The organism is Variovorax sp. PCZ-1, assembly GCF_018413605.1.
Classification (GTDB): domain Bacteria; phylum Pseudomonadota; class Gammaproteobacteria; order Burkholderiales; family Burkholderiaceae_C; genus JANMDU01.
Genome location: NZ_JAHCDN010000003.1, coordinates 60,129 through 73,532 on the forward strand (window position 1 = coordinate 60,129; position 13,404 = coordinate 73,532).

At 55.9% G+C, this 13,404-nt stretch carries 12 protein-coding genes; 8 read left to right on the forward strand and 4 right to left on the reverse strand.

The annotated features are described in order from the left end of the window. The first annotated feature begins 77 nt into the window (after positions 1-77). From KIH26_RS13690 to KIH26_RS13725, 8 genes are read left to right on the forward strand one after another with little or no spacing between them, the layout of a single operon-like run. Positions 78-425 (forward strand): response regulator, encoded by a 348-nt coding sequence (locus tag KIH26_RS13690; RefSeq protein ID WP_213446189.1) that lies wholly within the window; start codon positions 78-80, stop codon positions 423-425. Between the two features lie 19 nt (positions 426-444). Beyond that, positions 445-912 carry a chemotaxis protein CheW gene (locus tag KIH26_RS13695; RefSeq protein WP_213446191.1) on the forward strand — a complete coding sequence of 156 codons (468 nt, stop codon included), beginning with the start codon at positions 445-447 and terminating at the stop codon, positions 910-912. 55 nt (positions 913-967) lie between these two features. Then, entirely contained in the window at positions 968-3,463 is a 2,496-nt protein-coding gene (locus KIH26_RS13700; RefSeq protein ID WP_213446193.1) for a methyl-accepting chemotaxis protein, read from the forward strand. A 19-nt stretch (positions 3,464-3,482) separates the two neighbouring features. Next, positions 3,483-6,317, forward strand: coding sequence for a hybrid sensor histidine kinase/response regulator (locus KIH26_RS13705; RefSeq protein WP_213446195.1), 2,835 nt, complete (start codon positions 3,483-3,485; stop codon positions 6,315-6,317). 33 nt (positions 6,318-6,350) lie between these two features. Continuing rightward, complete coding sequence (locus tag KIH26_RS13710) at positions 6,351-7,355, forward strand: KpsF/GutQ family sugar-phosphate isomerase (protein ID WP_213446197.1); 1,005 nt, start codon at positions 6,351-6,353, stop codon at positions 7,353-7,355. A gap of 8 nt (positions 7,356-7,363) precedes the next feature. Further along, complete coding sequence (locus KIH26_RS13715; RefSeq protein ID WP_213446199.1) at positions 7,364-7,912, forward strand: KdsC family phosphatase; 549 nt, start codon at positions 7,364-7,366, stop codon at positions 7,910-7,912. Beyond that, positions 7,909-8,538, forward strand: a complete 630-nt coding sequence (gene lptC / locus KIH26_RS13720) for an LPS export ABC transporter periplasmic protein LptC (RefSeq protein ID WP_213446201.1) — start codon at positions 7,909-7,911, stop codon at positions 8,536-8,538. The genes KIH26_RS13715 and lptC overlap by 4 nt, the downstream gene beginning before the upstream one ends. A gap of 26 nt (positions 8,539-8,564) precedes the next feature. After that, positions 8,565-9,356, forward strand: coding sequence for an SDR family oxidoreductase (locus tag KIH26_RS13725; RefSeq protein WP_213446203.1), 792 nt, complete (start codon positions 8,565-8,567; stop codon positions 9,354-9,356). Between the two features lie 6 nt (positions 9,357-9,362). On the opposite strand, the gene KIH26_RS13730 is transcribed toward KIH26_RS13725, so the two are convergent. The 4 genes from KIH26_RS13730 to KIH26_RS13745 form a co-directional block, all read right to left on the reverse strand. Beyond that, entirely contained in the window at positions 9,363-10,355 is a 993-nt protein-coding gene (locus KIH26_RS13730; RefSeq protein WP_213446205.1) for a M14 family metallopeptidase, read from the reverse strand. After that, a complete protein-coding gene (locus KIH26_RS13735) occupies positions 10,355-11,353 on the reverse strand; it encodes a Bug family tripartite tricarboxylate transporter substrate binding protein (RefSeq protein ID WP_213446207.1) in 999 nt (332 codons plus the stop codon). The genes KIH26_RS13730 and KIH26_RS13735 overlap by 1 nt, the downstream gene beginning before the upstream one ends. A gap of 26 nt (positions 11,354-11,379) precedes the next feature. Further along, the gene (locus tag KIH26_RS13740; protein ID WP_213446208.1) at positions 11,380-12,402 is read right to left on the reverse strand and encodes a Bug family tripartite tricarboxylate transporter substrate binding protein; all 1,023 of its coding nucleotides are present in this window, start codon (positions 12,400-12,402) and stop codon (positions 11,380-11,382) included. A 98-nt stretch (positions 12,403-12,500) separates the two neighbouring features. Beyond that, positions 12,501-13,403: a LysR family transcriptional regulator gene (locus tag KIH26_RS13745; RefSeq protein ID WP_213446210.1), complete on the reverse strand. Its 903-nt coding sequence runs from the start codon at positions 13,401-13,403 to the stop codon at positions 12,501-12,503. Between the last annotated feature and the right edge of the window lies 1 nt (position 13,404).

Here is a 13,404-nt window from a genome sequence, read left to right on the forward strand (position 1 = left end):
CATCATGCTTATCAGCGTGATGCGTGGGTAACATACAGTCCAATGCGTCGCGTTGGTAGTTTTTGGAGTGAAGTTGTATGAAAAAAGTATTAGTGGTTGATGATGCACCCGTGGATTCGCAAAACCTGCAGCGCATCTTTGCAGATGCTGGATGGGTGGTCGTAACAGCCGCTTCTGGTGCAGAAGCAGTGGCCAAAGCCAAAGCTGAAGTGCCTGATCTGATCATGATGGATGTGAACATGCCTGGGCTCGATGGTTTTTCTGCAACACGCCAGCTGATGCAAGACCCTGCAACCAAGGGCATCCCGGTGGTATTTGTCACTTCAAAAGATCAAAAAGCAGATCGCGTATTTGCTCAAATGCTGGGGGCCAAAGGCTATGTGACCAAGCCCTACACAGCTGACCAGATTCTGGGCACCATTTGATCTCGGGCAAGTATCTGCTTTGAAACTCGCTCAAGGAATTCTCTGCGGCTCTTGGGCACTGGCATTCCCATTTGATTGGGCACGCCAAATCGTCGATCAATTCGAGCTCAGCCCGGTGCCCAAAGCACCCGGTTGGCTTTTGGGCGCTGCAAACGTCGATGGCAATATCTTGCCAGTCGTTGATCTCCAAGCCTATCTGAACCAGAGCATGCCTGCTTCGGCCCGCCAGCAGCGACTATTGATTGGTGGCCTGTCGGGTACACAAAGCTCTGCCGATACAACGGGTGATGCGATTGCGATCGCTTTCGAGGGTCTGCCGCAGCAGCTGGGCTACGAACAGCGCGCACTCACCTATGCCAGCGCCTTGCCGCCACGTCTGCGTGAGCTGTGCACAGGCGTCGGTAGCAATAGCGCGGGTCATGAGTTTTTGGAAATTGATGCCGAGCGCCTGCTCGCCGCCTTGAGCGATGAGTTAGCACAGGTATAAATATTGTTGTTTTGTTTAGTTACCCACACACTTTGATGGATTCGGAGCGCACACCATGAATATCCGGCAAAAAATGCTGATTGGCGCAGGCCTACTGACACTGATCCCTGTGACCATCACCGCGGCTCTGCTATGGCAAGGCGCGTCTACGCTGGCGGATACGGCCCTTGAGGAACGTACTCAAAACCAACTTAACTCATTGCGCGATACCAAGCGCCAGCAGGTGACTGACGAGATCAACTCGCGCGTACGCGCACTGCAAACTTTGGCCGCGCAGCGCTCAACCATTGATGCTATGCGCAGTTTTAAACCTGCGTTTACAAGCGCCGCAAAAGACAAAGCCATTGATGCCGCAGCAGCGAGCGCGGAGATCGCGAAATACACACAAGACCAATTTGCACCTGAATACGCCAAGCGCAATGCTGGCGCTTCACCAGATTTGGCTAAGTTCATTGCAGCAATGGATCCCAATGGTTTGGCACTTCAATCCGAATTCATTGTGCGTAACCCCAATCCCTTGGGTCAGAAAGAGCGCCTCGTGCGCCCCGATGCTGCCTCGGCTTACGGTCAAGCGCATGCGCAATTCCACCCTGGCTTCGAGCGTGCGCAAAAGCTATCCGAGTTCTACGATATTTTCTTGATCGATACAGAGACCGATAACATTGTCTACACCGTGTTTAAGGAGCTGGATTTCGGCACCTCACTGACCAAAGGCATTGCTTCTGGCACAAAGCTGGCCGAAGCTTATGAAAAAATGAAGCAATCGCCTAATCGTGATGCGGTATATCTTTCTGACTTCGCGACTTACCTGGCCTCTTATGACGACCAAGCGGCTTTCGCCGCAGCGCCTGTATTTGATGGTGATCGCCAAATTGGCGTGATTGCGATGCAATACCCGATTGACAAAATCACCGAAGCCATGAGCTCAGGCAAAGCTTGGGAGAAGATTGGTTTGGGCAAGACAGGCGACATCTTCTTGGTCGGCTCCGATAAGCTCATGCGCACAAATGCGCGATACGTGATCGAAAACAAAACCACATTCGCAGACGCGTTGGGCAGCAAGCTCTCCGCTGCCGCCAAATCTTCACTGCTCAAAAAAGAAACGTCTATCGGTTTGGTTTCTGTGGATACGGATGATACGAAAGCATCACTTTCGGGGCAAGAAGGCTATTTGGAGTTTGCTGACTATCGAGGTATTCCAAGCTATGGTGCTTATGGCCCGCTCAAGGTGCAAGGCCTGAACTGGGGCATGGTTGCAAAGATTGATGCGGCAGAAGCAGACGAGCCCATCAATAACCTCAACCGTCAATCATTTTTACGAGCCTTGATCATTGGTTTGGGCGTGGTGGCCATCGCAGGTTTCGCGGTGTCAGTTTTCTTGCGCCAGTTCTTAAAGCCCATTCAAACCCTGTCTGATACTGTGCAAAAGGTCGCCAGCGGAGAGACCGCGGCGCGAAGCCAGCTTGTCGAGAAAGATGAGATTGGCGATCTGGGTCGTGCGTTCGACGGCCTGCTGGATGACCGTATTGCTGCGCTGGAAAAATCCGCAAAAGAAAATGAGACGCTCAACAACTCCGTGATTGACTTGCTGCAGGCGGTGTTCCAGCTCTCTAACAAAGACTTGACCGCACGAGCTCCGGTGACGGAAGACATTATTGGTACGGTAGCCTCTTCTATTAACCAGTTCTCGGATGAGACCGGACGTACGCTGACCGATGTGCAGAAAATTGCCGAACAGCTGGCGATGACTTCTGAATCTGTGCGAGTGCAATCCGTGATGGTGGAAGAAACGGCGCGTGCTGAACGTGATGCTTTGCAGGCCATGTCGAGTAACCTCACGCAAGCGACCACACAGCTCGCTCAAGTGGCTGAATTGTCTGAGCAATCCAACAAGGCTGCTGGTGTGGCCACCGACGCAACGCAAAACGCGCTGGCGGCGGTGCAGGGTACGGTGCAGGGTATGGATCAGTTGCGTGAATCCATCTCGGACATGGAAAAGCGCTTCAAACGATTGGGTGAGCGCTCACAAGAAATTTCTACCGCTGTGCAGCTGATCAACGCGATCTCGGAGCGCACGCACGTTCTGGCTTTGAATGCTTCCATGCAAGCGGCCACAGCTGGTGAAGCAGGCCGCGGTTTCGCGGTGGTGGCTGAAGAGGTGCAGCGCCTCTCGGATAGCTCACGCCAAGCAACGTCAACAATCTCTCAGCTGGTGGGCAACATTCAAGCTGAGACGAACGAAACGCTCTTCACGGTGAACCGATTGATCGGCGACGTGGTGCGTCAGTCTGAGCTCGCGCAGCGCGCCGGTGTGCAGATGAACCAAACGCAGCAAACGACCCAACAGCTCGTGAGCTTGGTGCGCCAGATTGCGCAGTTCTCTGAGCAGCAAGCCCGGTTGGCGGCCGATTTGCAGAAGTCCGTTGTGGAGATCAATGCCGGTACAGAGCAGACCTCGGCCGCTATTGCCGAACAAACCACTTCGACGCAGATGCTGGCCGACTCATCACGCCAGTTGACAGCGGCGGTGGGTCAGTTCAAGTTGGCCTAAAGCACCCAGGTTTGCCCAGATGAATATCAGCGATCTGCTCGCTCTGCTGCATGAAGAGTTTGCACTGGATGTGCCCATGGCGCAGCAGGCAGCGCTTGATGCCGCAGCGCAGCCAGGAGAAGCGGCTGCCTTGCTCGAACCGGTCGTGGGCTATATTGAGCGCTCGGTGCAAGCCAGTGCATTGGTGAGCCTGGACGGTTGGGGCAATTTTCTCTCGCAGGTCTCGCAATTCACGCAGTTGCAGATGATGTCGCCCGACCATGCCAGCCTTCAATGGCTTGCCGGTTGGACGACACCCGCTCTGGCCTATCTCGAATCTCCAGCACAGGCAGCCACAGCGCAAGCCATCATTGCTTACCTGAAAGCCTGTCCTCAGGCCACGGATGACGCGGCCTTGAGTGTGTTGCATGCACAACTCCTCGTCCCGCCAGCACTGACCTCTGAAGAAGCTGCCGCTGCACAAGCCGTGGTGGAAGATGCGACGCTTGAAGACGTGAGCTTGCAGACCGATGATGTGGATGGCGGCCTACTGTCTGCCATGTTGCAAGATGCCCCCGAGCAACTTGAGCGCTTGATGGGCTATTTGGATGAGCTGGTAGCCGGCAAGGCTGATTCCGCGCGCATGATCGAAGCGCAACGCATTGCCCACACCTTCAAAGGTTCGGGCAACATCATTGGCTTGCCTGGCATTGGCCGTATTGCACATCGGCTGGAAGATGTGATGGAGTGGACGATTGAACAAGTCCAAGCCGGCGAGGGCAGTAACAGCGCCGCCTTGCAGGATATGCGTCACTCTGTCGGCATTCTGCAGCATATGGTGGCTCACTTGCAGGGCGAGGAGGCTCCACCTGGCGGCGCGCAAGAATGTTTACAGCGCTTGATCGATTGGGTCAATTGGATTCGCCAAGGTGTCGCAGCCGCTCAGTCGCCCGAGCCGCTTGCAGCGCAGGGCGCTATGAATGTAGTAGCATTCCGCGCAGATATTACGCCGGCAAACAGCATAAATGCAGGTCAAAACGAGCCCCAGAGCGCCGATGTGCAAATGTTGCGCGTCGGTGTGGATCGTTTGAGCCGTGTGCTGCGCCGAGCAACGCAATCCATCGTGGCTTCGCAGCGCGTTGGGCAGTTGGTACGCACCGCGAATGATCGCCTCTCGGCGATTGAAGTCAGCCATGCTGAACTCGCTCGCCGCTTGCGCGAGTTGGAGCAAACGGTGGACAAGCAGGTGGTGCAACTGCGCGGTCAAAAAGAATCGGGTGAGAGTTTCGATCCGCTCGAGATGGATCGCTATGACGCGCTCTACACACTTTCCCGTTTCGTCACAGAAGCTGTGCAAGACGAGTTGGAGCTGGCGCGTGAAGCGCGCAACCAAGTCGCACTTGCACAGCAGCTCATCCGAGATGAAGACCAAATCCAGCGCGAGCAACACCGAGACTTGCTAGGCGCGCGACTCGTGCCAGTGAAAAGTATCTTGCCGCGATTGAAGCGTAACGTGGCGCAAACGGCAGCCTCGACGGGCAAGCAAGCGCAGTTGGTTGTTGAAGGCGACAACACCACGCTCGATGCTGACGTGCTCACTCGCTTGACTGAGCCACTCTTGCATTTGCTGCGCAACGCGGTGGACCATGGCCTCGAATCAACCGAAGAGCGCCATATGCTGGGCAAGAACGAGGTCGGTACCATCACATTGAGCTTCCGCCGCGTCGGTCAAGATGTCGAACTCATCTGCGCAGATGATGGGAAAGGCTTGGATCTGCCAACGATTTACGACAAGGCCGTGGAGTATGGCTTGATCGAGCAAGGCACGGAGCTGTCTGAAGACGAGATGCGGCGCTTGATTTTGCGCCCTGGGTTTTCTACCAAAGGCGAGGTCACGGAAGTCTCTGGTCGTGGCGTGGGCATGGATGTGGTCAATGACCGTGTTTCTGGTCTCAAAGGTCGCCTGGATATTGAAAGCCAGCCCTATGCTGGCTCACGATTCATCGTTCGTGTGCCCGTCTCCAGCGGCGCTGTGCAGGCTCTGATTGTGCAATCCGCCCAAGAAGAGGTGGCACTGCCTTCTGACCAGGTCGTGCAGGCGCTCGCTGCTGATGAGGTGGAGATCATTCCAGGTGCATCACCCGTGTTACGCCACTTGGGACAAGAATACCCTGTGTATCCCTTGGGTGTGTGGCTGGGCTTCGAAGATACCCACACCACCGCCTCGCTAGCGGGCAAGCCAGCGGTGCTGTGCCGCGGTGCTACGCAAACTGTGGCTGTGATTGTGGATGCCGTCGTCGATGCACGAGAATTGATTTTGCAAGACGTCGGGCGCTTGGCACGCCGAATTGCAGGTGTGGTGGGCGGAGCGCTGCGCAACGATGGCCGCCCGATGTTTTTATTGGATGTGGCGGCACTGGAGCGCGCCTCTCAAACCACGCGCCGCGCAGGCTCATCGCTTGCGTTGCGCCGCCGAATGGCCGTGCAACGCACCCGTGTGTTGGTGGTGGATGATGCCTTATCCGTGCGCCGCTCCATGGAGCAATTGCTCGAAGATGCGGGTTACGACGTTGTTACAGCGGCTGATGGCTTCTTGGCGTTGGAAGTGGTGCGCAGCCGGGCGCCCGCGATTGTGCTCACCGATCTGGAAATGCCCAACTTGAACGGTTTGGAACTCACCAAACGTCTGCGCGAGCTGCCCCAGTTCATGGGTACGCCGATCGTGATGATCACCTCGCGCGCCAGCGACAAACACCGGGAAATGGCCGAAGAAGCAGGCGTGGATTTGTATCTCACCAAGCCTTACACAGATGCAACGTTGATCGAACACGTTAAACGACTGACCTCCCAAGACGCTTCTGCTTTGCTGGTCTAGTCTGCCACGAGGCGATGCGCCTAAAATCAGCGCATGCGCATGACCCACACACAATCTCAGCAAGCCATTAATTTGGCACTGGACACCCTGGACATCGAAGCTGCAGCCGTGACCGAGCTGCGCACGCGCTTGGCCATTGAAGCCTCAGCTGCACGCGCTTTCACGCAAGCGGTAGAAACCATACTCGCGACGCGAGGCCGCGTCGTTGTCATGGGCATGGGCAAGAGCGGCCACGTGGGGCGCAAGATTGCAGCCACTTTGGCTTCCACAGGTACTGCGGCTATGTTCGTGCATCCTGCAGAAGCCAGCCATGGTGATTTAGGCATGGTCAAAGCCATCGATTCGATCGTGGCAATTTCCAACTCAGGGGAATCCGAAGAGCTCTCTGCTATCTTGCCTTTCATCAAACGCATGGGCGCACCTTTGATCGCAATGACGGGTGGCCTGCAATCCACACTTGCGCAGCATGCTGATGTGGTGCTTGATAGTTCCGTTACCAAAGAGGCTTGTCCGCTCAACCTCGCCCCCACAGCCAGCACCACAGCGCAGCTTGCTCTGGGAGATGCTTTAGCCATGGCCTTGCTTGATGCGCGTGGTTTCAAAGCCGAGGATTTTGCTCGCTCGCATCCCGGTGGAAGCCTTGGGCGTAAGCTGCTGATGCATGTGCGCGATCTGATGCGCACAGGCAATGATGTGCCACGCGTACAAGCGCACACGGGCTTCACCGATCTGATGCGCGAAATGAGCCACAAGGGCTTGGGAGCATCAGCCGTGGTGGATAACGCAGGCCATGTGATGGGTATTTTCACAGACGGTGATTTGCGTCGCTTGATCGAGCGTGGCGTAGATTTGCGCGAGCTGACCGCGGGCGAAGTGATGCACAAAGGTAGCCTCGCGGTCTCCCCCGACGCCCTGGCTGTAGAAGCTGCGGAGCTGATGGAGCTGCATCGCGTTACTAGCGTGCTTGTCACCGATGCAGATGGGCTCTTGGTGGGTGCACTCAACTCCAACGACCTGATGCGCGCCAAGGTGATTTGATCGTGGCCATGTCACCCTCTCTGCAGTTTCCAGCACCTCTGTTGCTGCGTGCACAGCCTGTGCGCTTGGTGATCTTGGATGTGGATGGCGTGCTCACCGATGGTGGCCTGTATTTCAGCGAGCAGGGTGAATCGCTCAAACGCTTTTCCGTGCTTGATGGCCAGGGTATCAAGATGCTGCAGCATGCGGGCATCGCTTTGGCAGTGATCACTGGGCGCGATAGTGCAGCCTTGCGCACCCGACTTTCGGCTTTGAAGATCAAGCATGCTGTGTTTGGCACGGAAGATAAACTGCCGGCAGCAAACAAATTGCTATCGGAGTTGGGCTTGAACTGGGGGCAGGTCGCTGTGATGGGCGACGATTGGCCAGATTTACCCCTGCTGCACCGCGCGCAATTGGCCAGCACACCCGCCAATGGCCACCACGAGAACCGCGCGCTCGCACATTTCACTTCGAGTAACCAAGGTGGTTCAGGTGCAGTGCGTGAGCTGTGCGATCTGATTGCTTGTGCCCAAGGGCACTATGCAAAATTTTTCGAAGCAGCTGTACAAGCATGAGTTCTGCCAACATGCTTCGCAAACTCGTGGGCAACATCACGCTCTATTTGCCCATGGCATTGATGGGGGTGTTGGCTTTAGGCAGTTGGTGGTTGGCGCGCAATACGCCAGTCACCGTCGCCACAGCACCGCAACAAATACAACGTCAGGAGCCCGATTACTTTCTCACGAAGTTTTCAGTCAAAAGCTTTGACCCTCAGGGTCAACTCATGAGTGAGGTGTGGGGAGAGAAAGCGCGGCATTTTCCAGCCACGGATATCTTGGAGGTAGATGCTGCACGTTTTCGCTCGCTGCGCAGTGCCAGAGTCATCTTTGGTCAAGGAGATCGCGCCTACAGTAATGGCGACGGCTCTGAGGTACAGCTTGTTGGCAATGCGCTGGTGATTCGCGAAGCTGCACTTGGGCCCCAAGGCCGCCAGCTACCGCGTATGGAGTTCCGTGGTGAATTTTTGCATGCCTTTTTGCGCACCGAAGAAGTGAAATCCCACAAACCCGTGACGATGCTGCGCGGCTCAGATCAATTCAGTGGCGATGCCATGCTCTACAACAAGATTGATGGCACGGTACAACTTGATGGTCGGGTACGCGTGCGACTAGAAGCCAAGCCAAGCACTGATTCACGCTGATTTTGATCATTTGCGAGACCGCCATCATGACTGCTCCCCTCGTTTTCATCACCGGTGCTTCTAGCGGCATTGGGCAAGCTCTGGCATGGCGTTTTTATCAGGCAGGCTATCGTCTGGCCTTGGTAGCACGCCGTGTTTCCGAGGTCGAATCATGGGTTTCACGGCATAAAATCAGCGCAGACAGCTATACTATTTATAGCGCAGATGTGGCACTCACAGAGAGCATCGTGAAAGCCGGGCAAGATTGCATCGCGCGCCAAGGCGTGCCTGATGTGGTGATTGCCAATGCGGGCATCAGCATTGGTGTGGATAGCGCCATTCGGGAAGACATTGATGTGCTCGCGCAAACCTTTGCAACAAACAACATCGGCTTAGCTGCCACCTTTCATCCCTTCATTTCCAGTATGGTGCAAAGAAGAACTGGTACGCTGGTGGGCATAGCCAGCGTGGCGGGCATTCGCGGTTTACCAGGTCATGGGGCGTATTGTGCGAGCAAGGCTGCGGTGATCAGTTATTGCGAAAGCTTGCGTGGCGAGATGCGCGCTGAGACAGGCAAGGCTGGTGTGAAGGTCGTCACCATTGCGCCAGGCTATGTAGCCACGCCGCTCACGGCGCAAAATCCTTACAGCATGCCCTTCTTGATGCAGCCTGAAGACTTTGCGGATCAGGCTTTCAAAGCCATCACAGCTGGCGTGAGCTACCGCGTGATCCCTTGGCAAATGGGCGTAGTAGCCAAGCTGCTACGCGTGTTGCCCAACTGGCTCTATGACAAAGCCCTCGCTGGCCGCCCTCGCAAAAAGCGGCGGGATTCTCTATAAGTTACATCACATAGCCACGCGCCGACCCAAGCGTACAGTGGTGACGCCAGGGCGCAATTGGCGAATCGAGGGCATGACGAGCATGCAGTTGTCGTAAGGCGTGGTGATGGCTTGGTCAGCATCGTGCGCGATCACAGTACCCGCCTTTGCAATGATCTCATTACCAGTGAAGGCTTGCGTGAATTCAAACTGCATGCTGCGCGCCACTACGGCGTGCGTCACTTGCACGGGGGCAGGTGGCTTGCGATCAGCAGCTAGCCAAGCTTGCAGTCCTGCATCTATCACTTCTTGCATCGTGACTATTTCAGCGCGCAACAAAAATCGAATCACCACATTTTGCACTGCGGCCACAGAAGCCCGCTGCCAATGCTGCCCTGCCTCCAGCAGCAAGGCGATTTTGCTGCCTCCCTCGCTGCCAAAGCCAGCAAAATCACGCATGCGCACGCCATCCTTGTGCCCCGCATCCATCACCACTTGCCCCACACCGCCCAGAGATTGCGCAAAAGCCACATTGCGTGGCAGCAAGCCAGTGATGAGCAAAGGCTCGCAGGGTTCATGCATGGAATGCAAATCCAGCAGATGTGTGGCGCGCTCCACATAAGGGCGAATCGCACGAGCACGAGCGAGCTCGCTGCTCTGTGCTGAGCCGGCAAGCAAAGCAGGGCTCCAAACGCGATTGAGATCTTGATCCACAAAGCGTGATGCATCAGGTTGCGTCGGATCAAAGCGCGCAAAGCCATCCACATTGGCAAACACAGCCGTCAAACTGCCACGGTGAAGCACAAGCTTGCAACTGCTGAGCAAAGCCAGCAGTTCACTCAAAACAATAGCGCCCGTGTATTCGTTACCATGCACCAGCGATGTGATGAGCACATCAGCGCCTATCTCTTGCGATTTGAATTCATGCACATAGGGCGCCGCACCAACATTACTCACTTCCCAGCGAGAAATATCCGGGCGCTCTACCTCTACCGCATGAGGCTTGAAGTGAGCTTGCATCAGGATTCCTTGATCTTGGCAAATTCCACGATGCGTTTGTAGTTGGCGATTTCGCTTTTCTGATAATCCGCGAGGGATTGGCCAGGTGTGAAGAAGGACGCGCCAGCGGCTTCGAGCTTGCTGCGCACATCGGCCGTCGCCATGACTTCGCTCAAAGCTTGCTGCAAACGCTGAGTCACAGGCGCTGGCATGCCCGCAGGGCCCCACAGGCCAAACCAACTGGAAATTTTCACGTTCTTGAGCAGCGGATGCTCAGACAGTGTTGGAATTTCTGGTGCTGCTTTAGAGCGCTGGCCTTCTGTGATGCCGAGTGCTATCACCTTACCGCTCTTGATATGTGGCAAGCCACTAGAGAGCACAAACACACCAAAATCAAGCTGGCCGCCGATCAAATCGTTGGTGAGCGGTGCAACACCGCGATAGGGAATATGAACCAAGAATGTTCCAGAAGCTTCTTTCACCATCTCACCTGCGAGATTCAGAGCCGTGCCCACACCTGAAGAGCCATAACTGTATTTACCAGGATTGGCTTTGACCAGTTTGATGAACTCATCTACGGTCTTCACATTCATCTTGGTGGAGGCCACAAGCACCATGGGCTGCGAGGCGATCAAGCCCACAGGCGTGAAGCTGCTGATGCTGTCGTAGCGCACCGAGGATGAGACGAGCTTGCTGATGGCCATCTCGTTGTTTGCACCCACGATCAGGGTGTAGCCATCGGGCGCAGCCGATGCAACCTTTTGCGCGCCCAGCGTGCCGCCTGCGCCTCCTACGTTGTCAATCACCACCGTGGTACCGAGCTTTTTAGCCAACTCAGCACCTACTGTGCGCGCTGTCAAATCTGTGCTGCCGCCTGGCGGGTAGCCCACCACGATAGTGATGGGCTTACTGCCTGGATAGTTCTGTGCTTGGGCCACGCCTAAAGCAGAAGCAGCGACACTTGCGCCAGCGAGGCGCACCACATCACGGCGCTTGAGTAAGTAGGGGAGTGAATTCATGAAGGATCTTTCTAAGAAAAAGGAAATCAAGAAGCAAAACCTGTGGCCACCACGCGCGTAATCACCGATTTCACACGGTGGGTCTCTGCACGGATGAATTGACTCAATTGTGCCGGGCTGCCGCCCTCATTGCTGATGCCACCCGCTTGGAGTTTTTTCCACACATCGGGATCGCGCAGGCAGTCGTTCAGCGCTTGATTGAGCCTTGCAATCATGGGCGCAGGCAGCTTGGCTGGGCCAAACAACCCAAACCACACATTCATGTCATAGCCTTTGAGACGAGGGTGTTCGCTCATGGTGGGCACTTGTGGCGCTACACGCGCGCGCTGCGATGTCGTCACAGCAACGGCCGTGGCTTTACCAGATTCAATATGCGGCATAGCAGACGACAGCACCGACATGCTGTATTCGATGTTGCCGCCGATCAAATCTTGCATTTGCTGTGCTGCGCCACGATAGGGCACATGGCGCAGGTTGCTGCCACCCATCATATTGAGCAGCTCGCCGCTGATATGCAGTGGCGTGCCCACGCCCGAAGATGCAAAGCTGTAGCGCTTGGGCTCGGTTTTGGATTTGCTGATCACATCATCGAGTGATTTGATACCCAGTTTGGGGCTGGCGAGCAAGACCATGGGCGTGCTGCCAATCAAGCCGATGTGCGACAAATCTGTTTCGCCGTTGTAGCGCACCGCAGAATTGAAGAGCCGAGCAATCGAGATTTCGCTACCTGAGCCAAGCAGCAGGGTGTAGCCATCGGGTGCTGCGCTCACCACTTTCTGCGCAGCAATCGTGCCGCCTGCGCCTGCTGCGTTTTCAATCACCACTGTTGCACCTAATCGTTTGCCCATCGCTTCGCCAATCGTGCGCGCCACCATATCGGTGCTGCCACCGGGCGGATAGCCCACAAACAAGGTGATGGCTTTGCCCTGCGGCCAACCTGCATATGTGTTTTGAGCCCAAACAGTAGACACCAAATACGAAACGGGTAACAGGCCTGAGAGCTTGAGCAACTGGCGACGGTCTTGACGATGCAAAGCGGTTGGCAACATGGCGATACTCCTGGCATACCGATGTGGACGCCTTGTGGACAAGTATCAAGATGTTGCCTTGCAGCGCGTATGCGTTGTGCGCATACGCCTATGTGATGTCAAGCTGTTTGATCCCAAACGCGGCGCGCTTGGGTATTGCTGCTTTTTCGAGGCCGGAAAAGGCGAAATTCAATCGGAATTGAGCTGACTGGACTGCTGGCATGCACCAATTTGCCAGATTGCAAATCGGCATGCACCAAGCTCAGGGGAAGCCAGCCCATACCTGCGCCTTGCAATGCTTGCTCATGCAGGCTCTCTGCAAAATCGGATTCAAAGATGGTGTGCAAATGCAGCTCTTGCTTGCTTTGCTGCACCTGGCGTGCAATACCGTCTTGCAGCACTTGCGCAAGTGCCAGCGTGGGTGTGTAGCTCAACAGGTGAACCGGCTTATTGGTATTGCCGGGTAAGGCATGCAGCGCTGAGCCATCTGCGCGCGGGCTGCTGACGGCGACAAGTTCGTCTCGGCCAAAGGCCTTGCTTTCAAAATTCGCGTCGTCCAGCACAAGGGGTAAGCGTGGATGCGTATAGCTCAGCAAAAAATCGGCAGCGCCTTGTTCCAAGGCTGTCACGCCCTCGGCAATCGAACCCGTGATGAGACGCAAGCGATAGTCGCCTACAGCACGGCGCGTTTGTGTGAACCAAGTAGGCACTGCTGTACGCGCCAGTGTGCGCCCTGTGGCAAGCGTGACCCAGCCTGCGTTGTCTTTGCCGCTGCGCAGACGTGCGCGAAGATCGGTGAGGCTGGAAACGGTTTGCCGTGAGATCGCGAGCAGCTCTTCGCCAGCAGTGGTGAGCGACAAGGGCACGGTGGCGCGGTTGACCAAATCGCTGCCTGCCCACATCTCCAGCGCGCGGATGCGGCGGGAGAATTGCGGCTGCGTGATGTGGCGCAGCTCAGCGGCCTTGCTGAAGCTCTTCTCGCGCGAGAGCGCAATGAAATCTTCGAGCCACTTGTGATCCACA